Here is a 25,732-nt window from a genome sequence, read left to right on the forward strand (position 1 = left end):
TCCCTTCTGGGGGTGCCGAGGAGCGGAGCTTTTCGTGGATCAGGGCCGCGCGTGTTTGAGCGCAGCGAGTTTGCGCGGACCCCACGAAAAGCGAGCACCGCAGGTTGCCCGTAGCGCAGCGAAGGGACGCCCACAGCAGGGTCGCCTTTTCTTTGCTTACTTTCTTTTGGCGAAGCAAAAGAAAGGAAGTCGCCCGCCGGGGCGAGTCCCGGCCCCCACCCCCAAAACCACCAACACCCCAATCCAATGACCCCAGGCCTCCCTTACCCCTTAGGCGCAACTCCGTCCCCCGCAGGAGTCAACTTCGCCCTCCACGCCCCCCAAGCCACCTCCGTAGACCTCTGCCTCTTCGACCCCACAACCCACCAAGAACAACAACGCCTGAAACTGACAACAAAAACCAACGGCACCTGGCACACCGTCCTCGCCAGCGCCCGCCCCGGCCTCATCTACGGCTACCGAGTCCACGGCCCTTGGTCCCCCCAGGAGGGCCACCGCTTCAACCCCGCCAAGGTACTCCTCGACCCCTATGCCCGCGAGGTCGTCGGCCGCTACGCCGGCGAAGACCAGTTCCTCGGCCACGACCCTTCGAACCCCACCCACCCCGACCCCCGCGACAACGCACTCATAGCCCTCAAAGCCCGAGTCACAGCCCCCCTCCCCCCCGCGCCCACCGACCGCCCCCGCATCCCCGCCCCAGACCGCGTGCTCTACGAATTGCACACACGCGGCCATACCCGGCTGCATCCGGAGGTGCCGCCCGACCTTCGCGGCACCTACGCAGGTCTCGCGCATCCGGCCGTGCTCGACCACCTTCAGCGCCTGGGAGTCACCACCCTCAACCTCATGCCCGTCCAGCACCGAGCCGACGAATCCCGCCTGCTCGCACTCGGGCTGAGCAACTACTGGGGCTACAGCCCCATCGGCTGGTTCGCCCCCGAGACCCGCTACTGGAGCGGCCGCCCCGGAACGAGCCCCGCGAGCGAGTTCCGCGCCATGACGGACGCCGTGCACGCACGCGGCATGGAGGTCGTGATCGACGTGGTCTTCAACCACAGCGGCGAGACCGACGAACTCGGCCCGACCCTGAGCCTGCGCGGCATCGACAACGCGCTCTATTACCACCTGCGGCCGGACAACCCCGCGCTCTACGAGAACTGGACCGGCTGCGGCAACTGCCTGAACCTCGCCGAACCGCGCGTGGTTCAGCTGGTGATGGACAGCCTGCGTCACTGGGTCACGCAGCTGGGCGTGGACGGATTCCGGTTCGATCTCGCGCCGATCCTCGCTCGTCGCAAGGGCGGCGAATTCGATCCTCGCGCGTCGTTTTTTGCCGCTGTCGCCCAAGATCCCGTGTTGGCGCAGGCGCTGCTCATCGCAGAGCCGTGGGATGTCGGCCCGGGCGGCTATCGCCTCGGCGAATTTCCGCCGGGATGGCTGGAATGGAACGATCGCTTTCGCGATGCCCAACGCGGCTTCTGGCTGCACCAGAGCGCGGGCGTCGGTGAATTCGCACGCCGCTTTACCGCGTCGAGCGATGCCTTCCAGCACGACGGCCGAGCGCCCACGGCAACCGTCAATTTCGTCACCGCGCACGATGGCTTCACGCTGCGCGACCTGCTGAGCTACAACGAGCGCCACAACCTCGCCAATGGCGAGAACAACCGCGACGGCCATGGCCACAACCTGAGCCGCAACTGCGGCGTGGAGGGCGATACCGACGACCCCGCCGTCCTCGCCGAACGCAGATGCCTGCAGCGGGTGCTGCTGGCGGCGCTGCTGCTGTCGCAAGGCACACCGATGCTGCTGGCAGGCGACGAACTCGGCCAGACCCAGCGCGGCAACAACAACGCCTATTGCCAGGACAACGAAACGACTTGGCTGGACTGGGACCATGCCGATGCGAGCCTCGGCACCTACGTCTCCCGTCTGCTGGCGCTGCGCCGAGAGGCTGCGCCGCTGCGGCATGCACTGTGGTGGCCAGCCGATGCCCCGCCAGGTGACACCGCGCTGCGCTGGCTCACCCCCGAAGGCCGCGCCATGGAGACGGCGGACTGGGAGCGCGGCGACCTGCACGCGCTGGCGATCCTCTTCGAAACACCGGCACCCGGCGCGCGCTGGCTGGTCCTCGTCAACGCCGAAGCGCACCCAACGCCGTTCCAGCTGCCTGCGGGATCGTGGTTTCGCAAGCTGGCCAGCGACGTGGACGCGGAGAGCGCCCACGCGCGACCCCTCGAAAGCTCTGAAACATTGCCGCCCGGCAGCCTCTGGGTCGCAAAAACATAGGAGCCAATCGTGCGCCGGGGTGCTAGTCTGCCTCTCCGGGGAAAATCAAACGGAGGCAAAAGATGGACGACATCGCGCAACCGACATTGCAGGCCCACCAGCTCGTTCGGCGCACCATCGCACTGGTGCTCGCAGGCGGCCGGGGATCCAGGCTGAAGCAACTGACCGACCGGCGGGCCAAGCCGGCGGTCTACTTTGGCGGAAAGTTCCGGATCATCGACTTCGCCCTGTCGAACTGCCTGAACTCAGGCATCCGCCGGATGGCGGTGGTGACGCAGTACAAGTCGCACTCGCTGATGCGCCACCTGCAGCGCGGCTGGAGCTTCCTGCGCGCCGAGCTCAATGAGATGGTCGATGTTCTCCCCGCCCAGCAGCGCATGGGCGACGAGCACTGGTACCGCGGCACGGCCGATGCGGTCTATCAGAATCTGGACATCATCCAGACGCGGTCCACGCCACACGACTATGTGGTCGTGCTCGCCGGCGATCACGTCTACAAGATGGACTACTCGATCATGCTGACGGACCACGTCGCGCACGGGCGCGGCTGCACGGTTGGATGCATCGAGGTTCCGCGCATGGAAGCGGTCGCCTTCGGGGTGATGGCAGTGGATGAGGACCGAAACATCACCGCCTTCCTCGAAAAGCCGGCCGACCCTCCCGCGATGCCGGACAAGCCGGACGTCGCACTGGCCAGCATGGGCATCTATATCTTCGATTCCGAATATCTCTACAGGCTGCTCGAGGAAGACAGCGTCGACCCCGACTCGGACCACGATTTCGGCAAGGACATCATTCCGCGCGCAGTCCAGGAGGGCCGCGCGCTGGCGCATCCTTTCGGTATGTCCTGCGTGACGCGGGCCCGGCGCGGCGCCAACGCCCGGGCCTACTGGCGCGACGTGGGCACGATTGATGCGTTCTGGGCAGCCAATCTCGACCTGGCATCGATCACCCCCGAACTCGACATCTATGACACCGACTGGCCCATCTGGACTTATCAGCGACAGTTGCCGCCAGCCAAGTTCGTGCTCGACCGCGAGGGCAAGCACGGCATGACGGTCAACACGATCGTATCGGGCGGGTGCATCGTCTCGGGCTCGAAGGTGAGCAGCTCGGTATTGTTCTCGGGCGTTCGGGTGCATTCGTTCTGCGTCATCAATGAAGCGGTGCTTCTGCCGGACGTGCAGGTCGGCCAAGGCAGCAGGCTGAACAAGGTCGTCATCGATCGCGGTTGCATCATCCCCGAGCACACGGTGATCGGTGAAGACGCGGACGCCGATGCCGCGCGCTTCGAGCGCACGGAAGGCGGCGTGGTGCTGATCACCCGCGAGATGCTCAAGCGCCTCGGGGCACCGCAATAAGGCATGCGGGTACTTCAAGTCAGTGCCGAACTGTTTCCCCTGCTCAAGACGGGAGGGCTGGCCGACATCGCGGGCGCACTGCCTTTGGCGCTGACGGCTGCGGGGCAGGACGTGCGGGTGCTGCTGCCCGGGTTTCCGGCCATCATCGCCGGCATCGCCGACATGAGCGCTGTGACGGAGTTCGTAGCGCCTTGGGGCGATCGGATGCATCTGCGCTTCGGTCAGATACCGGTCAACGGATCGCCGGGCATTCCCGCCTACGTCATCGATGCGCCCATGCTCTATGACAGGCCCGGCAACCCCTATGAGGATGCGAATCGCCAGCCTTACGGCGACAACCATCGCCGCTTCGCGCTGCTGGGTTGGACGGGCGCGCAGATCGCGCGGGGTCTTGATCCGGACTGGCAGCCGGAGATCGTGCACGCACACGACTGGCATGCCGCGCTGGCGCCGGCCTATCTGGCTTTTGCGCCGCCGAATGGGCGCCGGCGCGTGGGCAGCGTCTTCACCGTGCACAACCTCGCCTATCAAGGCCTGTTCGCGCCCTGGCATTTGTCGGAGCTGGGTTTGCCGCCAGCCGCGTTCAGCATCAATGGGCTCGAATACCACGGCCAACTGTCCTTCATGAAGGGCGGGTTGTGCTTTGCCGATCGCATCACGACGGTGAGCCCCACCTACGCTCGCGAAATCCAGACGCCGGAGCAGGGCTTCGGGCTGGACGGCCTTCTGCGGGCGCGATCGGACGTGCTCAGCGGCATCCTCAATGCAGTCGATGACCAGGTCTGGAATCCTGCGACCGATGTGTTGATTCCGCACCGTTTCGACAGCACGCGCATGGCGGGCAAGGCCCGCTGCAAGGCGGCGCTGCAGCAAGAACTGGACCTTGCGGTCGAGCCCGACGCACCGCTCTTCGTGGTGGTGAGCCGGTTGACGGAGCAAAAGGGCCTGCACCTCGTCCTCGCCGGGCTCGACGCGTTGATCGCGCAGGGCGGGCAACTTGCGCTGCTCGGCAGCGGCGATGCCGAACTCGAAGCCGCCTTTCGCCACCGCGCCGCCCATGCACCGAAGTCGATCAGCGTCGCGCTAGGCTACAGTGAAGAGCTCGCGCACCGTTTGTTCGGCGCTGGCGACGTAACGCTGGTCCCCTCGCTGTTCGAACCCTGCGGCCTCACGCAGATGTACGGCCTCAAGTACGGTAGTCTTCCGCTGGTGCATCGCGTGGGCGGCCTGGCCGATACAGTGGTCGACACCACGCTCGAGGACATGGCGAGCGGCGAAGCCACAGGCTTCTCGTTCAACACATTCGATGCAGCGGACTACGCACGCGCCGTCCGCCGCGCCTTCGCTCTTTACCGACGGCCCGCTGACTGGCGCGCCGTTCGCGCCGCTGCCATGAGTCGCCCCGCCGACTGGGGCACCGCCGCAGCGCGCTACCTTCAGGTCTACGCCGAGGCGCTGGCCTGAAGTCCATTCGCGAATCCATACCGTTTTCATCATGACCATTGAAGATTTCAAGTACGACCATCCCGATCGCGACGTCGCCGCCTTCAAGCTGGCGATGGCCAACAAATTGATCTATGCAGTCGGCAAGGACCCCGTTGCCGCGAGCCCCGATGACTGGCTGCATGCCGCCGCTTTCGCGGTGCGCGACCAGCTCGTCGAACGGTGGATGGGCACCACCCGCGCCATTTATGCGCAGCGGCTCAAGCGCGTCTACTACCTGTCAATGGAGTTCCTGATCGGCCGCACGCTGACCAATGCCCTGCTCGCGCTGGAACTGCACGACACCGTGAAGCAGGCCCTGGCGGATTTCGGCGTCGACATTCAGGCGCTCGTCGAACGCGAGCCCGATGCGGCGCTCGGCAACGGCGGCCTCGGGCGCCTGGCCGCCTGCTTTCTCGACTCGATGGCGACGCTGGGCGTGCCGGGCATCGGCTACGGCATCCGCTACGAATACGGGATGTTCCGGCAACGCATCGTCGACGGCCAGCAGGTCGAGACGCCCGACTACTGGCTCACGCGCGGCAATCCCTGGGAGTTCCAGCGACCGGAGGTGACCTATCGCGTTCGATTCGGCGGCCATGTGCAGCGGCGCGAAGGCAAGGGTGCGCCCTATGGCGCGGCCAACTGGGTCGACACCCACGAGGTGCTGGCCGTGGCCTATGACACCATCATTCCCGGCTACGGCACGCAGGCCACGAACACGCTGCGGCTATGGTCGGCGAGGGCGTCGGAGGAGATCGACCTTACGGCCTTCAACCGCGGCAACTACATGCAGGCGGTGGAGAGCAAAAACCGCTCGGAAAATGTCTCCCGCGTGCTCTATCCGGACGACTCCACGCCTTCAGGCCGCGAGCTGCGGCTTCACCAGGAATATTTCTTCGTCAGCGCCAGTGTGCAGGACCTCGTGCGCCGCTATCTGCGCAATCACTCCAGCTTCGACGAACTGCCCGACCAGGTCAGCATCCATCTCAACGACACGCACCCGGTGCTGGCCGTCCCCGAGCTGATGCGGCTGTTGATCGACGAGCACGGCCTGCCCTGGGACACGGCGTGGGCGCACACCCAAAAGGTGTTCAGCTACACCAACCACACGCTGATGCACGAGGCGCTCGAGACATGGCCGGTGGAGATGTTCGGGCGGATTCTTCCGCGCCATCTGCAGATCCTCTTCGACATGAACGCCCGCTTTCTCGCCAGCGTCGCGCAGACGCACGGGCAGGACGCCGAACTGATGCGCCGCTTGTCGCTCATCGACGAAGCGGGCGAGCGCCGCGTGCGCATGGCGTACGTGGCCGTGCTCGCGAGCCATTCGGTCAACGGCGTGTCGGGGCTGCATTCCGAACTCATGAAGCAGTCGATCTTCGCGGACTTCGCCAAGCTGTTTCCCGAGCGCTTCAACAACAAGACCAACGGGGTCACGCCGCGGCGCTGGCTCGCGCAGGCCAACCCGCCGCTGGCGGCGCTGCTCGACACGCGCATCGGCCGTGGCTGGCGGCGCGACCTGACGCAGTTGGAAGTGCTGCGGCCGATGGCCCAGCAACCGGCCTTCATGCGTGCCTTCCGCCATGCCAAGCGCGAGAACAAGCTGCGCTTTGCCAACTGGGTCGACGAGCACCTGCGCATCGACATCGACACGGACGCGATGTTCGACGTGCAGGTCAAGCGCATCCACGAATACAAGCGGCAGCTACTGAACGTTCTGCACGTGATCACCCGCTATCACCGCATCCTGGATGAGCCGGATGCGGGGCACGTGCCGCGCGTGGTGGTGTTCGCCGGCAAGGCGGCCTCGGCCTATCACATGGCCAAGCTCGTGATCCGGCTCATCAACGATGTTGCGCACACCGTCAACAACGACGAGCGCGTGGGCAAGCTGCTGAAGGTGGTGTTCATTCCCAACTACAGCGTGAGCCTGGCCGAACTCATCATGCCAGCGGCGGATCTCTCCGAGCAGATCTCGACGGCCGGCACCGAGGCTTCGGGCACCGGCAACATGAAGTTCGCACTGAACGGCGCGCTGACCATCGGCACGCTCGACGGAGCGAACGTGGAGATGCGCGACAACGTAGGCGCAGACAATTTCTTCATCTTCGGCAAGACCACGCCGCAAGTGGCCGAGATTCGCGCGAGCGGCTATCAGCCGCGAGACATCTACGAGAGCAATCCGGAACTCCAGCGCGTGCTCGACAGCATCCGGGACGGTGCGTTCTCACCCGGCGAGCCGTCGCGCTTCCAGGAGATATTCGACGCGCTCGTGAGCTGGGGCGACCACTATCTGCTGCTGGCCGACTATGCGAGCTACGTCGAGGCCCAGGGCAAAGTCGACGCGCTCTATCGCGATGCCGACGCTTGGACGCGCATGGCGATCCTCAACGTGGCCGGGATGGGCGCGTTTTCTTCCGATCGAACGATTGCCCAGTACGCGCACGAGATCTGGAAAACGCGCCCGGTGGTCCTGAGTTAACCGCCGGCCTTGGGTCGAGGTGCTTCGGTGACAAAGCCGATTCGGCTCAAGCCCGCCTTGTTCGCGATGCCCATCAGTTCGACGACCTTCCCGTAAGGCACGGTCTGGTCGGCGCGAAGCTGGACTTCCGTGTCGCGACTGTCGGCGGCGGCTTTCGCGAGCCCGGCGGCCAACTCATCGGGCGTCACGGGCTGATCGTTCAGGAAGACCTTGCCCGCCGCGTCGACCACGAGCGATACGAATTTTGGCGTTTCGTTGGGCTGCCCGGCGTCAGTGCGCGGCAGATCGAGCTTGATCGAACTCGCCATCAACGGTGCAGTGATGATGAAGATCACCAGGAGCACGAGCATCACGTCGACAAGCGGTGTGACATTGATGTCCGACAGCGGGCGCTGTCCACCGGCGCCCGTCGATCGGCCGCCGGTGGCCGTGCTGCCGAGCGATGTGCGACCGAACGCCATGGTTTTATCGCCTTAGATTCACACGGGCATGGGACGAACTGGCGGCAGCGGTGCTTCGGGCTGCGCAGGTTCGCCCAGCATTCCGAGCAGGTCGTGCGCGAAGCCTTCGAGTTCGGCCTCGATACGCCCGACCACGCGGCCGAACACGTTGTAGGCCAGCACTGCGGGGATCGCAACCGCCAGGCCGAAGGCAGTCATGATGAGTGCCTCGCCGACGGGCCCGGCCACCTTGTCGATCGTGAAGCCACCTGTCTGGCCGGCAATGCCGACCAAGGCGCGGTAAATGCCCCAGACCGTTCCCAGCAGACCGACGAAGGGCGCCGTGGCGCCCACCGTCGCGAGCAGGATCTGGCCAGCTTGCAGGCGACGCAATGCGCCGTGAAGGGCATCGCGCAGCACGCGCGTGACGCGCTGGCTGCGTTCGACGGTGCCGCCGAGGGTACCTTTGGCAGGACTCATCGCAAGGTTGCGGACCGCACTCACGGCTGGCAGCACCAGCGCCGCGCGATCGAAGGCCTTGAGGCTCATCTCGGCCTCTTCGAGCGACCTCGATTGCCAGAACGCAGCGATGCTGCGCAGCACGTCGCGCGTGCCGCCGCGCAGAAGCCAGGCCTTCCAGAGAATCACTACCCAGCTCGAAACCGACATCACCAGCAGGAGTGCCGCCACCGAACGGCTCACGCCGTCGCCGTGAGTGAGCAGTTCCAGAACGCTCATGCCGGCGTTCAGCGCAGACCCAGAACGTCGAACATGTCGAAGAGGCCCGCTCGCTTGTCCGCGAGGAAGCCGACTGCGCGCAGCGCGCCTTGTGCATAGCTTTCGCGGCTGGCCGACTTATGAGAGATCTCGATGCGCTCGCCCGTGCCCGCGAACAGCACGGTGTGGTCGCCGACGATGTCGCCGCCGCGAATGGCCGCGAAGCCGATGGTGGACGGATCGCGCTCGCCCGTGATGCCTTCGCGGCCATAGACGGCGCACGACTTGAGATCGCGGCCCAGCGCTTCGGCGATGACCTCGCCCATCTTGAGCGCGGTGCCCGAAGGCGCGTCGACCTTGTGCCGATGGTGCGCTTCGATGATTTCGATGTCGTAGCCGGTCGAGAGCGCCTTCGCGGCCATTTCGAGCAGCTTGAACGTGACATTGACGCCGACGCTCATGTTCGGCGCGAACAGGATCGCGATGTCCTTGGCAGCGGCGGCAATCTCGGCCTTTTGCTCGTCGCTGAATCCGGTGGTGCCGATCACCAGCTGCACGCCGAGCTCGCGGCATGCGGCGAGATTCGCCATCGTCCCTTCCGGGCGCGTGAAATCGATCAGGACCTGCGCGTCCTTGAGTCCTGTTCGGAGGTCTGCCACCACCGGCACACCGCTCTTGACGCCCAGGAACGCGCTGGCGTCGGTACCGATCGCGGCGCTGCTTGCAATATCGAGCGCGCCGGCCAACTGGCAGTCCGGCGCCTTTCGGACCGCTTCGATCAGCATGTGGCCCATGCGCCCGGACGCGCCCGCGATAGCGACACGGCGGGCCGTCAAAGAGTTGGGGGATGTGGAGGAGGAAGAGTCAGTCACGCGTTTCGGCCTCGGGAAATGCGGATTCAAAAAAAGCACGCCGGCCCATGAGGCCGGCGCGCGCTCAGCGTGTTTCGAGCGGCGGGTAGGCTGCCGGCAGCGGCGGAGGCGCCGCGGTTTCTCCCCCGGACTGTTTGTCATTGTCCTTGGGGTCGAACTTCTTGAGCTGGTCTTCGGTCGCCTCGAGCGTGGGCGGCGCCTTGGTGCTGCGAACGCGGGTATCGAGCGTCGCAACGAAATCTTCCTCACTCGGCATCGGATCGCCCTCGAAGCGCTCGAGCGTGTCGCCGTTGAAGTACAGCGTCAGCCGCCGTTGCTGCGGCTCGACGCCCTGGCGGCGGATCGTGAAGACGTAGTCCCAACGGTTGGCATGGAATACGTCGGACAGAAGCGAGGTGCCGAGGATCTCGCGCACCTGCTGGCGCGACATGCCTGGCTTGAGCGCAGCGACCTGCTCCTTGGAGACGAAATTACCCTGGACCACTTCGACCTTGTAGGGCGTCATGGCAGTCAGGGCGCCGCGCGTGCTGTTGCCGATGCTGCTGCAAGCGCCGAGGCACAGGCTCATTGCAATGGCGCCGGCGAGCAGCCAATGACGGCGTTGTGGAAAGGCGGGCATGGGAAAAGGGTTGGACGATATGATCGAATCATTGTAGCGGTTGCCCCCTCTGGGGCCTTCCCGGAGAGACCGCAGGGACGGCGCACGAAACACCATGACCAACATCGACGAACTGAAGAACACCGGCCTCAAAGCCACGCTGCCGCGCCTGAAGATTTTGGAGATCTTCCAGAACGGCGGCCAGCGCCACATGACGGCCGAAGACGTGTTCCGCGTCCTCCTCAACGACCATTCCGACATCGGCCTCGCCACGGTTTACCGCGTGCTGACGCAGTTCGAGCAAGCCGGAATCCTCGAACGCAGCCATTTCGAGAGCGGCAAGGCGGTCTACGAACTCAACGAAGGCAAGCACCACGACCACCTGATCTGCACGTCGTGCGGCAAGGTCGAGGAGTTCTATGACGCCGAAATCGAGCGCCGCCAGCAAATGATCTCCAAGGACAAAGGCTGGATCCTCCAGGACCACGCGATGTCCCTCTACGGCCTTTGCGCCGACTGCATAAGCAAGAGGTAGCCCCCCAGGTTGCCCGGCACTGCGTGTCCGGGCGCCCACCCCCCTGAGGGGGGCGCAGTCAGCGGCCCGGCAAAGCCGGTTCCGCGACTGCCCACGAAGGGGCGCGCGCTGCGCGCCGCCGAAGAAGATGCGCTGCGCCTGTCGCGGCCGGCGCAGTCAGGCCCGTTGGTGAAACACCGTGGAACCGGCTTTGCCGGGCCACTGGTGTTGCCCCCGGTCAGGGGGTGGAGAGCCACACGAAGTGCGCGAGCCTGGGGGCGAGCTAATCTTCCCTTGCGCTTTCCATTGCCTTGTGGTGGCGGGCGACGAAGTCGGCATAGGTGTCGATGCCGCGCAGTTGCAGGATGGAGTTGCGTACCGCGGCCTCGACCAGCACGGCGATGTTTCGGCCGGCGACGACCTGGATGATCACCTTGCGGACCGGGATGCCGAGGACGTCCTGCGTCAGCGGTGCGGACGGCATGCGCTCGTAGTCGCGCTCGAAGCTGTCTCGCCGCACGAGGTGAACGATGAGCTTGAGCCGCATCTTTCGGCGCACGGCTGTCTCGCCGAAAATCGCGCGGATGTCCAGGAGGCCGATGCCGCGCACTTCCAGCAGGTTCTGCAACAGTTCCGGGCAGCGGCCTTCCAGCGTGGTCTGGTTGATTCGATAGAGATCGACAGCGTCGTCGGCCACCAGGCCATTGCCGCGAGAAATCAGTTCAAGACCGAGTTCGCTTTTGCCGAGCCCCGATTCGCCCGTGATCATCACGCCCAGGCCCAGGATGTCCATGAAGACGCCGTGCATCGAGGTGCGCTCGGCGAAATGCTTGGACAGGTAAGCGCGCAGCAGGTCGATCACGAAAGCCGACGATTCGCGGGTCGCAAACAGCGGCAGTTGCGCACGTTCGCAGATCGACAGCAGCGCATCCGGCGCGGGCTGCGCGTCGGCAAGCACGAGCATCGGCGGCTCGAGGGTGACGATGCGGGCGATGCGCCGGACGCAATCGTCCGGGGTTCCGCGAGTGAGATAGGCGACCTCGCGGGCACCGAGGATCTGCACGCGATAGGGATGGATGTAGTTGAGATAGCCCACCAGATCGGCGGCTGATTGGGCCCGGCTGATGACATCGGGATCGAACTGGCGCTCCGACGCGCCCAGCCCGGCGAGCCACTCCCACCGGAGCGAACCGCGGAACTCCTCGAACATTGCGTCGGCGCTGATGACGGTCGGCTTCATGGCCTGGCCCGTCCTGCGCGCGTGCGTTTCACGCGACCTGGGCGGATTGCCATCCTGCGATCAAGGCGTGCAGCGCCGCGGCGTCCGTGCTCGACTTGATCTGCTCGCGCAGGTTGGCGTCGCTCAGGAGCTCGGCGATTTCGGAAAGTATCTCGAGGTGTTTCTGCGTTGCCGCTTCGGGCACGAGCAGGAAGATGAGCAAAACCACAGGCTGCTCGTCCGGTGCGTCGAAGCCGATCGGGTTGGCAAGCTGGAACACGGCAGCCATCGGGGACTTGAGCCCCTTGATGCGGCCATGTGGGATGGCGACGCCGTGGCCCAAGCCGGTAGAGCCCAGGCGCTCGCGCGCGAAAAGGCTGTCGGTGATGAGCGCGCGGCCGAGACCATGCAGGTTTTCAAACAGCAGGCCGGCTTCTTCGAAAGCACGTTTCTTGCTGGTGGCGTCGACGCTCACAAGCACTTGAGCGGGCGGCAGGATGGACGCGAGTCGGTTCATGTTGGTGCGGGGCGGGGGCGATTATGCACCCACCCCGCAAAAAGCAAAGGGCCGCTCGGAAGCGGCCCGCAAGAGTATTTGCCCGAAGGGTGGAACTACATCACGCGCTTGGGCGCTTCGTGATGATGATCCTGCAGGCGGTCCTTGTGGCGCACGACCTGCCGGTCGAGTTTGTCGACCAATTCGTCGACCGCGGCGTAAAGATCAGCGTGGCTCGATTCCGCGAACATGTCATTGCCCTTGACGTGAATGTTGCACTCGGCTCGTTGGCGGCGTTCCTTTTCCTTTTGCTTTTCCACCGTGAGGATCACCTTCACATCGACGACCTGGTCGAAGTGCCGGGTGATTCGGTCCAGCTTGCTCGTAACGTAATTGCGCAAGGCGGGGGTGACGTCGAGGTGATGACCGCTGATCGTCAAATTCATGAATGACCTCCTGGATTGACGGTTGGTGAAATAGCCGCACCTCTTTGTTGGAGAGGCGTAGCCGGGGGGAAATCGGAAGAAATCGGAAGCGCAGTGGGAAGAGAAGAGAGGAGCGAAACGTGAGCGAAACGAGGAGTGAAGAGAGAGAAATGCGGGGAAGGTCGGTTCACTATGCCCATGCTGTCATCGAATTGCAATGGCTTTGAAGTCGGACCTGTGGGGGCATGCTTCACGACGTGGAATCGCTATTGATCTGATAGCAGCGAAGGCCCGCAGCACGAGCGTTCGGACCGGGTTCGCGAGTTGATCCGGCATGTCAAGGATGACCGGGCGACCCCGCCGGCGAGAGGGCCGTGACGGCTTTCAGCGCCAGGCAGCCCGCATGCGGCTGAGCAGATCGATGGTTGCGGCCGGCGGCGGAACGTGCGGGGCGCGCTCGGGCGCTGGCGGCCAGGTCTGCCGTTCGAAGTGCTGCGCGTCGGCCGCGGTGATGAAGCGCGTGCGACCCGCGTACAGGTGCCGGTCGCCGCGCGCGGCCTGCTGAGTGACGTAGAAGCGTTGGGGCACCAGCAGGTGCAGGTGATCGCGCGCCCGGGTCATCGCCACGTAGAGCAATCGCCGCTCTTCTTCGAGTTCCTGCGCGCCCTGCGCCACGTCGGCAGGAATGCAGCCGTCGACCACGTTGAGTACGTGGACGGATGTCCACTCCTGGCCCTTGGCTGAGTGGATGGTCGAGAGGATCAGATAGTCCTCGTCCAACAGCGGCGGTCCGGGTCTGTCGCTCGTGGCCTCGGGCGGGTCGAGCGTGAGCTCGGTCAGGAAGCGCTCGCGCGATGCGTAGCCGGCGGCCAGTCGGGCAAGTTGTTCCACGTCGCCTCGCCGCAGGCCTGCGTCATCGTGCAGCCGCTCCAGGTGCGGCAAATACCACTCGAGCGCCAGGTCCATGTCGGCCGGCCAGGCGAGTTCGGGCTCGCGCAGCGCTGCATAGATGGCGGCGAAACGCGCCCATTCGTCCTTTGCCGGCGCCGGCGGCACGAACGACTGCACGACCGCTCCCGGATCGGACGCCTCGGCCATCGCGTCGAGCAGGCGCGCCGAAGTGACAGGGCCGATCCCGGGAATCAGCTGCGTGACGCGAAAACCCGCCATGCGTCCGCGCGGGTTCTGTGCAAATCGCAAGACCGCGAGCAGATCCTTGACATGCGCGGCTTCAAGAAACTTGAGACCGCCGTATTTGACGAAAGGAATGTTGCGCCGCGCCAATTCGAGTTCGAGTGCGGCGCTGTGCGTGGACGTGCGAAACAGCACGGCTTGCGATTTCAGCGCCAGGCCGCCTTCCCGGTGCGCAAGCACACGATCGGCCACCCACCGCGCCTGCTCGGCCTCGTCGGGCACCAGCACGAGCTGGGGACGCCCTGCCGACGGCTTGTCGGTCCAGAGCGTCTTCGCGTGTCTCTCGGCTGCGGCGGCGATGACCGCATTGGACACATCGAGGATGGGCTGCGTCGACCGGTAATTGCGCTCGAGCGTGACGATGCGCGCCGGCTGGCTGAAGTGCTGCGGAAAATCAAGGATGTTGCGCACCGTCGCGCCGCGAAACGAGTAGATCGACTGTGCGTCGTCCCCCACCACCGTCACGCCTTTGCCGTCCGGCTTGAGCGACCGCAAGATGGCTGCTTGAAGGAGGTTCGTGTCCTGGTATTCGTCGACCAGCACATGATCGAAGCGCTCGCCGACCTGACGGGCCAGCGCGGGCTCGGCCATCATTTCGGACCAGTAGAGCAGCAGATCGTCGTAGTCGAGCACATGCTGTTGCTGCTTGGCCTCCACATACGCGCCGAAGAGCCGCTTGAGTTCGGCTTCCCATTCGGCACACCAGGGAAACGCCTGCTTGAGCACTTCCGAGAGTGGCGCACAGGTATTGACCGTGCGCGAGTAGATCGAAAGGCAGGTGCCCTTCATCGGAAATCGTCGCGCGGTGGTCGACAGTCCGATTTCGTTGCGCACCAGCCCCATCAGGTCTTCGGCGTCGCCCCGGTCATGGATGGTGAAGTTCTCGTCGAGTCCGATCTGCGTTGCGTACTCGCGCAAGAGCCGCGCACCGATGCCATGGAAGGTGCCCGCCCAGGGCAGCGCTGGCGGCGCGTCGGAAGCCAGCCCGAGCACGCGCACCACCACCTGTCCGGCCCGGCGCGTCATTTCTTGCGCGGCCCGGCGCGAAAACGTCAGCAGCAAAATGCGCTGTGGGTCGGTGCCGCTGGCGATCAGATGCGCCACTCGGTGCGCCAGGGTGCTCGTCTTGCCCGAACCCGCTCCTGCAATCACGAGCAAGGGGCGGGCATCGGGCGGGGCGCTGCCAGTGATGGCTGCGACGCCGTGTTGCACCGCCGCGCGCTGCTCCTCGTTGAGTTGGGCGAGCGCGGCAGCCAGACGCTCTGCCGGCTTCATGGACACCGCGGATACCTTGGAAATGGGTGTGGCAACGCTGTGCATCGCCGCAACTGTACTGGATGTTTATCCAGATGACGACACGATCCTGACAAGGCTGAATGACATAATCGCGGCTCGCTGCAAACCGGAGAAACCACGTGGAAATCGTTCCGTCTCGGCAGCTTTCACTTCCCTCCTGATGCGCCGTGGACGAGGGAACTGAAAGCGCCCCATCCCCTCGCCTCCACCGCCAGACATTCCAGGGAAGTGAGCCATGCTCAATATCTTCACGCTCGCCAACGGCCGCCTCGTCCAAGAAGAGATCGAGGCTCTCGAAGAGCTGTCCAAGTTCCAGCCCATCTGGGTCGATCTCGAATCCCCCACCATCGAAGAGAAGCGATGGATCAAGCAGTATTACGGCTTGTCCATCCCCGAAGACGCGATGGACGACGACATCGAGGAGTCGGCTCGCTTCTATGAAGAAGACAACGGCGAACTGCACATCCGCAGCGACTTCCTGATCGACGATGACGAGAACCCCCGTTCGGTCCGCGTCGCCTTCATCCTCAACCAGCACAACGCCGAACTGCGCAGCCGCGGCGTGCTGTTTTCCATCCACGACGAAGATGTGCCTGTGTTCCGCCTGGTGCGCATGCGCGCGCGCCGAGCGCCGGGTCTGATCGAAGACGCCAAGGAAGTGCTGCTGAAGCTCTTCGATGCCGACGCCGAATACTCCGCCGACACGCTGGAGAACATCTACGACGAGCTGGAGTCCGCCGGCAAGAAGGTGCTGTCCGGCAACGTGAGCGACGAATTGGCCGGCGAGGTGCTCGGCCTCATCGCGCGCCAGGAAGACTTGAACAGCCGCATCCGCCGCAACGTGATGGACACGCGCCGAGCGGTGAGCTTCATGATGCGCAGCCGCATGCTCAACGCCGAGCAGTTCGAAGAGGCGCGGCAGATTCTTCGCGACATCGAATCGCTCGACAGCCACACGGCCTTCCTGTTCGACAAGATCAACTTCCTGATGGATGCGACCGTCGGTTTCATCAACATCAACCAGAACAAGACCATCAAGATCTTCTCGGTCGCAAGCGTGGCGCTGCTGCCGCCAACCTTGATCGCGAGCGTCTACGGCATGAACTTCAAGTTCATGCCCGAGCTCGACCTGAGCTACGGCTACGCCTATGCGATCGTGTTGATGGTCGCCAGCGCGCTGGTCCCCATGTGGTACTTCCGCCGGCGCGGCTGGCTCAAGTAGACCCTTCGGCTGGCAGCGTGGCCAGCCAGGCATCGACCAGCGCGAGGCTGTAGCGGCTTGCCACTGCCGAGACGAAGCGAGTGAAGTCGCCGTGGGCCGCGTCATCAGCGCGATCTGAAATCGTCCGCACCGCCGCGAAAGGCACGCCGAAGTCGTGGCACACCTGCGCGACTGCCGCACCCTCCATCTCCACCGCGAGCGCATCGGGCAGAGCGCGGCGCAATGCGTCGCTTTCGGCGGCGGTCGACACGAACCGGTCGCCGCTCACCAACAGGCCGCGGTGCACTTTCGGCGCCGTCAAGCCGAAGTCCTCAACCACCTTCAGCCCCAGCAATGCCGCCGGATCGCGCAGCACCTCGACAGCCGCGGCGGCGATTGCATCGCTGATGACGGTGTCGGCGGCGAAGCGCGCGTGGCCCGTCAAGGGCACTTCGTACTTCGGAAAGATGGGGGAGGCATCGAGATCGTGCTGGAGGAGCTTGGTGGCAACCACCACATCGCCGACCTCCACGCCCGGAGCGAGGCCGCCCGCGACGCCGGTGAAGACGATCGCCTGCGCGCCGAAGCGCTCCAGCAGCACGGTCGCTGTCGTTGCCGCTGCGACCTTGCCGATGCGCGACAGCACCGCGACGACGGGCTGCCCCCGAAGGTGGCCCACCCAGAAGTCGCGGCCGGCGACGGGAATGCGCTGCTCGTCCGGCATCAATGCGAGCAGCGCCGCCAATTCCTCGTACATCGCCGCGACGACAGCTAGCATGGCGTCATTGTTTGATGTCGACGCCGTAGAAGGTGTGGCGGCCGAAGGGGCTGAGCTTGAAGTCGACGACTTCCTTGCGCACGGGCTTGAGCTGCACGGCATGGGCGATGGTGAACCATGGCGCCTGCTCCTTGAAGATCACCTGCGCCTGCTTGTAGAGCGCCTCACGCTCGGATTGCTTCGGCACATTCTTGGCCTTCACGACCAAGTCTTCATAGGGCTGATAGCAGAACTTGGCGACGTTGCTGCCATTCGATTGCGCGGAAGCGCAGCCCAGCAATGAATAGAGGAAGTTGTCCGGGTCCCCGTTGTCGCCCGTCCATCCGAGCATGCCCATCTGATGTTCGCCGGCCTGCATGCGCTTGCGGTATTCACCCCATTCGAAGGACTTGATCTCGGCCTTGACGCCAACCTTCGCGAGATCGGCCTGCATCAGTTCGGCAATGCGCTTGGCATTCGGGTTGTAGGGCCGCTGCACAGGCATCGCCCACAGATCGGTGGTGAAGCCGTCCGGGTAGCCGGCCTGCGCCAGCAGCTTCTTGGCGGCTTCGGGATCGTACGGATCGTCCTTGATCGCATCGTTATACGACCACATCGTCGGCGGAATCGGATTCTTGGCCGCCACGCCCGTCGTGAGATAGACGCCGTCGATGATCGCCTTCTTGTTGATCGCCATGTTGAGCGCCTTGCGCACGCGCACATCGTCGAAAGGCTTCTTCTGCGTGTTGTAGGCAAGGTATCCGATGTTGAGGCCTGCCTGCTCCAGCACCTGCACGTTGGGATCCTTGCGGATCGTGTCGAGATCCGCCGGATTGGGGTAGGGCATGACGTGGCATTCGCCCTTTTGCAGCTTGGCCCAGCGCACCGAGGCGTCGGGCGTGATCGCGAAGATCAGGTCATCGATCTTCGCCTTGCCGGCCCAGTATTGCGGAAAGGCCTTGAATCGGATGATCGCGTCCTTCTGGTACTGCACGAGGTAGAACGGGCCCGTTCCGATCGGGTCCTGGTCGATCTTCTCCGGCGTGCCCGCCTTCAGCATGGCGATCGCGTATTCCTTCGACTGGATGCCGGCATAGGGCATCGCCAGGTTGGCCAGGAAAGGCGCTTCGGGCTTGTTGAGCACGAACTTCACGGTGTAGTCGTCGACGCGATCGACCGACTTCAGCAACTTGGGCATGCCCATGTCGTTGAAGTAGGAGTGGTTCGTGCTGGTGACCTTGTAGAAGGGGTCGTCCTCCTTCCACTGGCGCTCGATCATGAAGATGACGTCGTCGGCATTGAAGTCGCGCGTCGGCTTGAAGCTCTTCGACGTGTTGTGCCACTTCACGCCCTTGCGCAGCTTGAAGGTGTATTCGAGGCCATCCGGCGAGATCGTCCAGCTTTCGGCGAGACCGGGGACCACTTTGGTCGTGCCGCGCTCGAACTCGACGAGATTGTTGTAGACCTGCGTGGTGGCGTCGAAGGACGTGCCGGTCGTGTTCACCGCCGCATAGAAGTTCTCGGGGCTGCCTTCGGAGCAAAAAACCAGCGTCTTTGCCGACGCAGCGCCGCAGGCCAGCGCCAGCGCCGCCGGAGCAAGCAGCGCAGCCGCGCGAAGGCGGCGCGAGAGTTTGGAAGTGGGGGACATGAACTCGACTCCTTCAGGTTTGTGGCCGCGCGAACGCGAGCGGGGAATGATCGACACGGCCCTCTGCCGCGCCATCCAGAAACTTCTCTGCGTAGTGACAGGCGACCGCGCGACCGTCGAGCTGCCGCAGCAACGGCCGCTCGATGCGACAGCGCTCGGTGGCGTGCGCGCATCGCGTGTTGAAGACGCATCCCGGCGGCGGCGCCAGCGGCGACGGCAGCTCGCCTTTGAGCACGATGCGCTGTGTGGCGAGCCCCGGCGTGGACGCAAGCAACGCCTGCGTATAGGGATGCAGCGGCCGCGCGAAGATGCGCCCCTTCGGGCCCTGCTCAACGGCGTGGCCGAGGTACATCACCAGCACGTCATGCGCGATGTGACGCACCACGCCGAGGTCATGGGAGATGAAGAGATACGACAGGCCCAGTTCCGCCTGCAGGTCCGCCAGCAGATTCAGCACCTGCGCCTGGATCGAAACGTCGAGCGCGGAAACAGGCTCGTCAGCAACGAGCAATCGCGGATCGAGCATCAGCGCACGCGCGATGGCGATGCGCTGGCGCTGGCCGCCCGAGAACATGTGCGGGTAGCGGTTCGCGTATTCGGGACGCAGCCCGACGCGGGCGAGCATCTCCCGGGCCTTGGCTGCCCGCTGCGCCCTGCCGAGCGTCGTGTTGATGGCGAGCGGGTCTTCGAGAACCGCCGAGATCTTCTTGCGGGGATTGAGCGATCCATAAGGGTTCTGGAACACGAGCTGCACAGCCTGCCGCAGTTCGCGCTTGCGGCTGGCAGGCGGGTTGACGGCGTCCGTGCCGACCAGCGTCAGCGAGCCGGCGGTCGGCTTTTCGATCAATGCGACCATGCGCGCGAGCGTCGACTTGCCGCAGCCCGATTCACCCACGACAGCGAGGGTTCGACCTTTTTCGAGCCTGAACGAAATGTTGCCCACCGCCTGCAGATGCGCAGGCGCATGAAACAGCCCGCGCCGCACGGCATAGACGCGCTGCAGGCCTTGCGCTTCGACCACGACGTCGTTCATCGGACGAACTCCACGACCTGTGCGCCATCTCGCGCACGCGCCGCGTCCCGGTCCGGATCGCCAAGGGGATAGTGGCAACGCACACGGCCGCCCAGCCACTCGCGCAACGCCGGCCGCTCCGCACGGCAATGCGAGGTGGCATAGGCGCAGCGCGGTGCGAAGAGGCAGCCTTGCGGACGGTCGTGCACGCCCGGGACCACGCCCGCAATGGTCGCGAGCCGCCCTTCGCCTGTCGCCCGCTCCGGGAGTGCCGCAAGCAGCGCCGCCGTGTAGGGATGCTGTGGCGCGGGGAAGAGATCCGCCACATCGCGCTCTTCCATCACCTGGCCCGCATACATCACGACCACGCGCTGCGCCATCTCGCTGACCACGCCCATGTTGTGCGTGATGAGCACCAGCCCCATGCCGCGCTCCTTCTGCAGACTGCGCAGCAGGTCGAGGATCTGCGCCTGGATGGTCACGTCCAGCGCGGTGGTCGGCTCGTCGGCGATCAGCAGGCGCGGGTTGCAGGCAATGGCCATCGCGATCATCACCCGCTGGTTCATGCCGCCCGAGAGCTGATGCGGATAGCTGCCCAGGCGCGACGCCGCCGCCGGAATGCCGACCTGTTCGAGCAGACCGATCGCCCGCCTCTTCGCTTCGCGCCTGTCCATGTTCAGGTGCAAGCGCAAGGTCTCCATCAGTTGCCAGCCGACAGTGAAACAGGGGTTGAGGCTGGTCGTCGGTTCCTGGAAGATCATCGCGACATCCTTGCCGACCAGCTTGCGCCGCTCTTTGTCGGAGATGCCCAGCAGATCGTGATCTGCAAAGCGCAGGTGCTCCGCACGCACGCGACCCGGCCAGGTGATGAGGCCCATCAGCGCCATCATCGTGACGCTCTTGCCCGAGCCCGATTCGCCGACGATCCCAAGCACTTCCCCCTGTTCGAGGCGCAGGCTCACGCCATCGACGGCGTGCAGCGTGCCACCTTGAGTGGGGAACTCGACATGCAAGTCGCGAATATCAAGCAGCGGCATCAGCGCCCCTCATCGGCAAACTGCCGCGGTCAAATCGGGAAACCCCGCGGAGCCGGCTTTGCCGGGCCGCCGGGGTTGCCCCCGGCCGGGGGTGTCCGAGCCACACAAAGTGGGCGAGGCTGGGGGCGAGCTTCATTCCTAGCGCTTCAGTTTGGGGTCGAGGGCGTCGCGCAAGCCGTCGCCAAGGAGGTTGAAAGCAAGCACCGCCGCAAGGATGGCGAGACCCGGAAAGGTCACGACCCACCACGCGCGCAGCACGAATTCACGCGCGTCGGCCAGCATCGTTCCCCATTCGGGCGAGGGTGGCTGCGCGCCGAGGCCGAGAAAGCCCAGCGCCGCCGCATCGAGGATGGCGGTCGACACGCCGAGCGATGCCTGCACGATCAGCGGCGCGGCGCAGTTCGGCAACACCTCGCGGAACATCAGCCGCAACGTGCCGGCGCCGCTCACGCGCGCGGCAGTCACGTAGTCGCGCGATATCTCGGAGATGACGGCAGCCCGCGTGATGCGCACGTAATGAGGCAGCACGACGATGGCGACGGCGATCATGGCGTTGATCAAGCCGGGGCCGAGGATGGCGACGATCACGATCGCGAGCAGCAGGCTCGGCAGGGTGAGGATCACGTCCATGAACCGCATGATGGCGATCTCGAGCACACCGCGGAAGAAGCCGGCGACAAGGCCCAAGCCGATGCCTACCGCGACGGAGATCGCCACCACGGCAACGCCGATCGACAGCGAAAGGCGCGCGCCGAACATGAGCCTGGAAAGGATGTCGCGGCCGATCGCATCGGTGCCTAGCAGGTGCGTCACCGAGCCGCCCTCCTGCCACGCCGGCGGCCGCAGGAAGGCCGTGCTGTCGGTCTGGTTGGGCGCATGCGGCGCAATCCATGGCGCGAGCAGCGCCACCAGCAGCAGCAGGGCGATCACGCCGAGCCCGATCACCGCACCACGGTTGGCCGAGAACGATCCCCAGAACTCGCGCCATGGACCCGGTGGGGCGCTGGTCTTTTCGACGGGAACAGGAACCGCGCTCATCGTGATTGCCGGATGCGGGGATTGATGAAACCGTAGGCCAGATCGACCAGCACGTTGACCAGCATCACGATCACGCCGAGCAGCAGCATGCCGCCTTGCAGCACCGGATAGTCGCGCCGCCCGATGGCTTCGATCAGCCACTTGCCGACGCCTGGCCACGAGAAGATCGTCTCGGTCAGGATGGCGCCGGTGAACAGCACGCCGACCTGAAGGCCGATCACCGTGACCACCGGGATCAGCGCATTGCGCAGCGCATGCACTCCGACCACGCGCAATGGCGCGAGCCCCTTGGCGCGCGCCGTGCGGATGTAGTCCTCGCCCAGCACTTCGAGCATGGCCGAGCGCGTCATGCGGGCAATCACGGCAAGCGGGTTGGTTCCGAGCACGATCGCCGGCAGGATCAGGTGCTGCACCGCGGACCAGAAAGCGCCCTTGTCATCGGAAAGCAGGGAATCGATCAGCAAGAAGCCAGTGACCGGTTCGATGTAGTACTGCACGGCGATTCGGCCCGACACCGGCGTCCAACCGAGCTGCACCGAAAAGAACAGGATCAGCAGCAGACCCCACCAGAAGATGGGCATCGAATAGCCGGTGAGCGAGGTCGCCATCACGCCATGGTCGAACAGCGAGTTCCGCTTGACCGCCGCGACGATGCCTGCCGGAATGCCGAGCAGCAGCGCGAAAAGCATCGCGCAAAGCGCAAGCTCGACGGTGGCAGGGAACAGCGCCAGGAACTCGTTCATCACCGGCTCCTGCGTGATGATCGACTTGCCCAGGTCGCCGTGAAGCACACGGCCGATGTAGATGCCGTACTGCGTGAAAAGCGGCTTGTCGAGCCCGTATTCCTTGAGCAGCACGGCGTGGCGGGCGGGATCGATGCCGCGCTCTCCCGCCAGCGTCTCGATCGGGTCGCCCGGCACCAGCCGGATCAGGAAAAAGGCGAGCAGGGTCATGCCGATGAAGGTCGGCACCAGCAGGCTCGCCCGGGTGAGGATGAATCGGAACATTCATCCCCAATATGCAAGAGCGATGCCGGCTCGCGTCCCCGGCGGAACCCTTACTGCCTTACTGTTACTTCTTGACGTCGCGCAACTCGCGGCGAAGGATCTTGCCCACCGGAGTCTTCGGCAGATCGGTGCGGAATTCGATGACGCGCGGCTGCTTGTAGCCGGTCAGGTTGGCGCGGCAGAACTCGCGCACCGCCGCCTCGGTCAGATTCGGGTCCTTCTTGACGATGACGAGCTTGACGGCCTCGCCGGTCTTCTCGTCGGCAATGCCCACCGCCGCGCATTCGAGCACACCCGGAATTTGCGCCACCACGTCCTCGATCTCGTTCGGGTAGACGTTGAAGCCCGACACCAAGATCATGTCCTTCTTGCGATCGACAATCTTGAAGTAGCCGCGCTCATCGGCCACACCGATATCGCCGGTCTTGAAATAGCCGTCGGGGGTCATGACCTTCGCGGTTTCGTCCGGCCGCTGCCAATAGCCGGCCATCACCTGCGGTCCCTTGACCGCGACTTCACCCGCGCTGCCCAGCGGCACGTCGTTGCCGTCGTCGTCGATCAATTTGACGTAGGTGCTCGGCAGCGGCACGCCGATGGTGCCGGTGTAGGTGGTGCTCGTCGTCGGGTTGCAGGTGACCGATGGCGACGTTTCGGAAAGGCCGTAGCCCTCGCAGATCGGGCAACCGGTCTTCTCGAGCCACAGCTTGGCCACGGCACCCTGAACAGCCATGCCGCCTCCGACCGAGACCTTCAGGTTCTTCCAGTTGACGGTGTTGAAGTCGGGGTGGTTCGCCAGTCCGTTGAACAGCGTGTTGACCGCCGGAAAGCTATGGAAGGTGTGCTTGGAGAGCTCTTTCAGCACGCCTGCGAGGTCGCGCGGATTCGGAATCAGGATCAGCTTTCCGCCCGTTCGCATGCTCAGCATCATGTTCACCGTGAAAGCGAAGATGTGATAGAGCGGCAACGCGCAGACGCTGGTCGGCTGCTCGTGGGCCGGCACCTTCTGCATCACGGGATCGTTCCATGCTTCGGACTGGATCACGTTGGCGATGACGTTGCTATGCAACAGCACCGCGCCTTTCGAGACGCCCGTGGTGCCGCCCGTGTATTGCAGCACCGCGACGTCGTCCGGCCCGATGGCCGAGGGCTGCACCGTGCGCGTCGCGCCCTTTTCGAGCGCGTCGTTGAAGCGCACCGCGCCCGGCAGGCTGAACGCCGGGACCATTTTCTTGACGCTGCGCACGACGTAGTTGACGATCGCGCCCTTGAGAAAACCGAGGCGGTCGCCCATCGACGCCAGCACGATGTGCTTGATCGGCGTGTTCGCCAGGCACTGCTGCAGCGTCGTGCCAAAGTTCTCCATCAGCACGATGGCCTTCGAGCCGGAGTCCTTGAGTTGATGCTCCAGTTCGCGGGGCGTGTAGAGCGGGTTGACGTTGACCAGGATCAGTCCCGCGCGCAGCAGCCCCGCCACGGCGATCGGATACTGCGGGCAATTGGGCATCATGACGGCCACGCGGTCGCCCTTGGCGAGGCCGAGGCTCTGCAGGTAACCGGCAAAAGCGCGGCTTTGGCGGTCGATGTCGGCGTAGCTCACGTCCTTGCCCATGAAGCTGTAGGCGGTGCGGTCGGCGAACTTGGTGAAGCTCTCCTCCATCAGCGCAACGAGCGATCGGTAGCCAGAGGCATCGATGTCGGCAGGCACGCCTTGCGGGTAGCTTCCGAGCCAGGGACGATCAGTCACAGTGAGTCTCCTCAAGCGAAATTCTTGGTTTGGAAAAAACGCGGCGAGACCGTGTCGCCACGGTCTCGCGTTGTGCCGGCGGGGCGATGATCGCCGAACGTCTGCAGCGGCTCTCTACTCGATCGCCTTGGCCATGTCCTCGACCACCTTCTTGGCGTCGCCGAACACCATCATGGTCTTGTCCATGTAGAACAACTCGTTGTCCAGGCCTGCATAGCCCGCGGCCATGCTGCGCTTGTTCACGATCACTGTCTTGGCCTTGTAGGCCTCCAGGATCGGCATGCCGTAGATGGATGTGCCCTTTTGCAGCGCTGCCGGGTTCACCACGTCGTTGGCCCCCAGGATGATCGCCACGTCGGCTTGGCCGAACTCTCCGTTGATGTCTTCCATCTCGAAGACCTGGTCATAGGGCACTTCCGCCTCCGCCAGCAGCACGTTCATGTGCCCGGGCATGCGGCCTGCGACGGGGTGGATCGCGTACTTGACCGTCACGCCATGCTCGGTGAGCTTCTGCGCGAGTTCCTTCACCGCGTGCTGGGCGCGTGCCACCGCAAGGCCGTAGCCCGGCACGATGATCACCGTCTCGGCGTTGGAGAGCACGAAGGCCGCATCATCCGCACTGCCGCTCTTGACCGGGCGCTGCTCCTTCGCGCCGCCCGCGCCGGCGGCGGCCGCTTCGCCGCCGAAGCCGCCCAGGATCACGTTGAAGAACGAGCGGTTCATCGCCTTGCACATGATGTAGCTCAGGATCGCACCGGAGCTGCCCACCAGGCTGCCCGCGACGATCAGCATCGCGTTGTTCAGGCTGAAGCCGATGCCCGCGGCCGCCCAGCCCGAGTAGCTGTTGAGCATCGAGACCACCACCGGCATGTCCGCCCCGCCGATCGGGATGATGATGAGCAC

General features: G+C 64.7%; 22 protein-coding genes. 6 read left to right on the top strand and 16 right to left on the bottom strand.

Features of this window, described 5'->3' with window-relative positions:
* The first annotated feature begins 246 nt into the window (after nucleotides 1–246).
* From glgX to AC1DEK_RS29690, 4 genes are all read left to right on the top strand, one after another.
* Nucleotides 247–2,286 (top strand): glycogen debranching protein GlgX, encoded by a 2,040-nt coding sequence (glgX, locus tag AC1DEK_RS29675; protein WP_478128910.1) that lies wholly within the window; start codon nucleotides 247–249, stop codon nucleotides 2,284–2,286.
* Nucleotides 2,287–2,348: 62 nt separating this feature from the next.
* Nucleotides 2,349–3,647: a glucose-1-phosphate adenylyltransferase gene (gene glgC / locus AC1DEK_RS29680; RefSeq protein WP_478128911.1), complete on the top strand. Its 1,299-nt coding sequence runs from the start codon at nucleotides 2,349–2,351 to the stop codon at nucleotides 3,645–3,647.
* 3 nt (nucleotides 3,648–3,650) lie between these two features.
* Nucleotides 3,651–5,111, top strand: coding sequence for a glycogen synthase GlgA (gene glgA / locus AC1DEK_RS29685; protein WP_478128912.1), 1,461 nt, complete (start codon nucleotides 3,651–3,653; stop codon nucleotides 5,109–5,111).
* A gap of 31 nt (nucleotides 5,112–5,142) precedes the next feature.
* Nucleotides 5,143–7,614 carry a glycogen/starch/alpha-glucan phosphorylase gene (locus tag AC1DEK_RS29690; protein WP_478128913.1) on the top strand — a complete coding sequence of 824 codons (2,472 nt, stop codon included), beginning with the start codon at nucleotides 5,143–5,145 and terminating at the stop codon, nucleotides 7,612–7,614.
* On the opposite strand, the gene AC1DEK_RS29695 is transcribed toward AC1DEK_RS29690, so the two are convergent.
* The 4 genes from AC1DEK_RS29695 to AC1DEK_RS29710 form a co-directional block, all read right to left on the bottom strand.
* Nucleotides 7,611–8,075: an ExbD/TolR family protein gene (locus AC1DEK_RS29695; RefSeq protein WP_478128914.1), complete on the bottom strand. Its 465-nt coding sequence runs from the start codon at nucleotides 8,073–8,075 to the stop codon at nucleotides 7,611–7,613. The genes AC1DEK_RS29690 and AC1DEK_RS29695 overlap by 4 nt on opposite strands.
* 18 nt (nucleotides 8,076–8,093) lie before the next feature.
* Nucleotides 8,094–8,792, bottom strand: coding sequence for a MotA/TolQ/ExbB proton channel family protein (locus tag AC1DEK_RS29700; RefSeq protein ID WP_478128915.1), 699 nt, complete (start codon nucleotides 8,790–8,792; stop codon nucleotides 8,094–8,096).
* Nucleotides 8,793–8,800: 8 nt separating this feature from the next.
* On the bottom strand, nucleotides 8,801–9,643 hold the full coding sequence (dapB, locus tag AC1DEK_RS29705) for a 4-hydroxy-tetrahydrodipicolinate reductase (protein ID WP_478128916.1): 843 nt from the start codon (nucleotides 9,641–9,643) through the stop codon (nucleotides 8,801–8,803).
* A 64-nt stretch (nucleotides 9,644–9,707) separates the two neighbouring features.
* Entirely contained in the window at nucleotides 9,708–10,262 is a 555-nt protein-coding gene (locus tag AC1DEK_RS29710; RefSeq protein WP_478128917.1) for an outer membrane protein assembly factor BamE, read from the bottom strand.
* A gap of 94 nt (nucleotides 10,263–10,356) precedes the next feature.
* Between AC1DEK_RS29710 and fur the strand changes: the two genes are divergently transcribed.
* Nucleotides 10,357–10,776 (top strand): ferric iron uptake transcriptional regulator, encoded by a 420-nt coding sequence (gene fur / locus AC1DEK_RS29715; protein ID WP_478128918.1) that lies wholly within the window; start codon nucleotides 10,357–10,359, stop codon nucleotides 10,774–10,776.
* Nucleotides 10,777–11,038: 262 nt separating this feature from the next.
* Here fur and hprK read toward each other — a convergent pair whose 3' ends face one another.
* From hprK to AC1DEK_RS29735, 4 genes are all read right to left on the bottom strand, one after another.
* Nucleotides 11,039–11,995: an HPr(Ser) kinase/phosphatase gene (hprK, locus tag AC1DEK_RS29720; protein WP_478128919.1), complete on the bottom strand. Its 957-nt coding sequence runs from the start codon at nucleotides 11,993–11,995 to the stop codon at nucleotides 11,039–11,041.
* Nucleotides 11,996–12,023: 28 nt separating this feature from the next.
* The gene (locus AC1DEK_RS29725) at nucleotides 12,024–12,491 is read right to left on the bottom strand and encodes a PTS sugar transporter subunit IIA (RefSeq protein WP_088958292.1); all 468 of its coding nucleotides are present in this window, start codon (nucleotides 12,489–12,491) and stop codon (nucleotides 12,024–12,026) included.
* A gap of 95 nt (nucleotides 12,492–12,586) precedes the next feature.
* Nucleotides 12,587–12,916, bottom strand: coding sequence for a ribosome hibernation-promoting factor, HPF/YfiA family (gene hpf, locus AC1DEK_RS29730; protein ID WP_068640485.1), 330 nt, complete (start codon nucleotides 12,914–12,916; stop codon nucleotides 12,587–12,589).
* A gap of 363 nt (nucleotides 12,917–13,279) precedes the next feature.
* Nucleotides 13,280–15,364: an ATP-dependent helicase gene (locus AC1DEK_RS29735; RefSeq protein WP_478128928.1), complete on the bottom strand. Its 2,085-nt coding sequence runs from the start codon at nucleotides 15,362–15,364 to the stop codon at nucleotides 13,280–13,282.
* A gap of 256 nt (nucleotides 15,365–15,620) precedes the next feature.
* Here AC1DEK_RS29735 and corA point away from each other — a divergent pair, with 256 nt between their 5' ends.
* Nucleotides 15,621–16,607: a magnesium/cobalt transporter CorA gene (gene corA, locus AC1DEK_RS29740; RefSeq protein WP_478128920.1), complete on the top strand. Its 987-nt coding sequence runs from the start codon at nucleotides 15,621–15,623 to the stop codon at nucleotides 16,605–16,607.
* Here corA and AC1DEK_RS29745 read toward each other — a convergent pair.
* The 8 genes from AC1DEK_RS29745 to AC1DEK_RS29780 all read right to left on the bottom strand — a co-directional run.
* On the bottom strand, nucleotides 16,600–17,364 hold the full coding sequence (locus AC1DEK_RS29745) for a 5'-methylthioadenosine/adenosylhomocysteine nucleosidase (RefSeq protein ID WP_478128921.1): 765 nt from the start codon (nucleotides 17,362–17,364) through the stop codon (nucleotides 16,600–16,602). The two genes, corA and AC1DEK_RS29745, sit on opposite strands and share 8 nt — an antisense overlap.
* A gap of 4 nt (nucleotides 17,365–17,368) precedes the next feature.
* Nucleotides 17,369–18,991, bottom strand: coding sequence for an ABC transporter substrate-binding protein (locus AC1DEK_RS29750; protein ID WP_478128922.1), 1,623 nt, complete (start codon nucleotides 18,989–18,991; stop codon nucleotides 17,369–17,371).
* 13 nt (nucleotides 18,992–19,004) lie between these two features.
* Nucleotides 19,005–20,024 (bottom strand): peptide ABC transporter ATP-binding protein, encoded by a 1,020-nt coding sequence (locus tag AC1DEK_RS29755; protein ID WP_478128923.1) that lies wholly within the window; start codon nucleotides 20,022–20,024, stop codon nucleotides 19,005–19,007.
* Nucleotides 20,021–21,040 carry an ABC transporter ATP-binding protein gene (locus AC1DEK_RS29760; protein ID WP_478128924.1) on the bottom strand — a complete coding sequence of 340 codons (1,020 nt, stop codon included), beginning with the start codon at nucleotides 21,038–21,040 and terminating at the stop codon, nucleotides 20,021–20,023. Before AC1DEK_RS29760 ends, AC1DEK_RS29755 begins: the two co-directional genes overlap by 4 nt.
* A 138-nt stretch (nucleotides 21,041–21,178) precedes the next feature.
* Nucleotides 21,179–22,078 carry an ABC transporter permease subunit gene (locus tag AC1DEK_RS29765; protein ID WP_478128925.1) on the bottom strand — a complete coding sequence of 300 codons (900 nt, stop codon included), beginning with the start codon at nucleotides 22,076–22,078 and terminating at the stop codon, nucleotides 21,179–21,181.
* The gene (locus AC1DEK_RS29770) at nucleotides 22,075–23,085 is read right to left on the bottom strand and encodes an ABC transporter permease subunit (protein WP_478128926.1); all 1,011 of its coding nucleotides are present in this window, start codon (nucleotides 23,083–23,085) and stop codon (nucleotides 22,075–22,077) included. The genes AC1DEK_RS29765 and AC1DEK_RS29770 overlap by 4 nt, the downstream gene beginning before the upstream one ends.
* 64 nt (nucleotides 23,086–23,149) lie before the next feature.
* Nucleotides 23,150–24,829 (bottom strand): long-chain-fatty-acid--CoA ligase, encoded by a 1,680-nt coding sequence (locus AC1DEK_RS29775; protein ID WP_478128927.1) that lies wholly within the window; start codon nucleotides 24,827–24,829, stop codon nucleotides 23,150–23,152.
* A 114-nt stretch (nucleotides 24,830–24,943) separates the two neighbouring features.
* Nucleotides 24,944–25,732, bottom strand: a 789-nt coding sequence (locus AC1DEK_RS29780; RefSeq protein WP_478128879.1) for an NAD(P)(+) transhydrogenase (Re/Si-specific) subunit beta, incomplete at its 5' end; no start/stop codon positions are given.

It is taken from the genome of Variovorax sp. 10N420 (assembly GCF_056394705.1).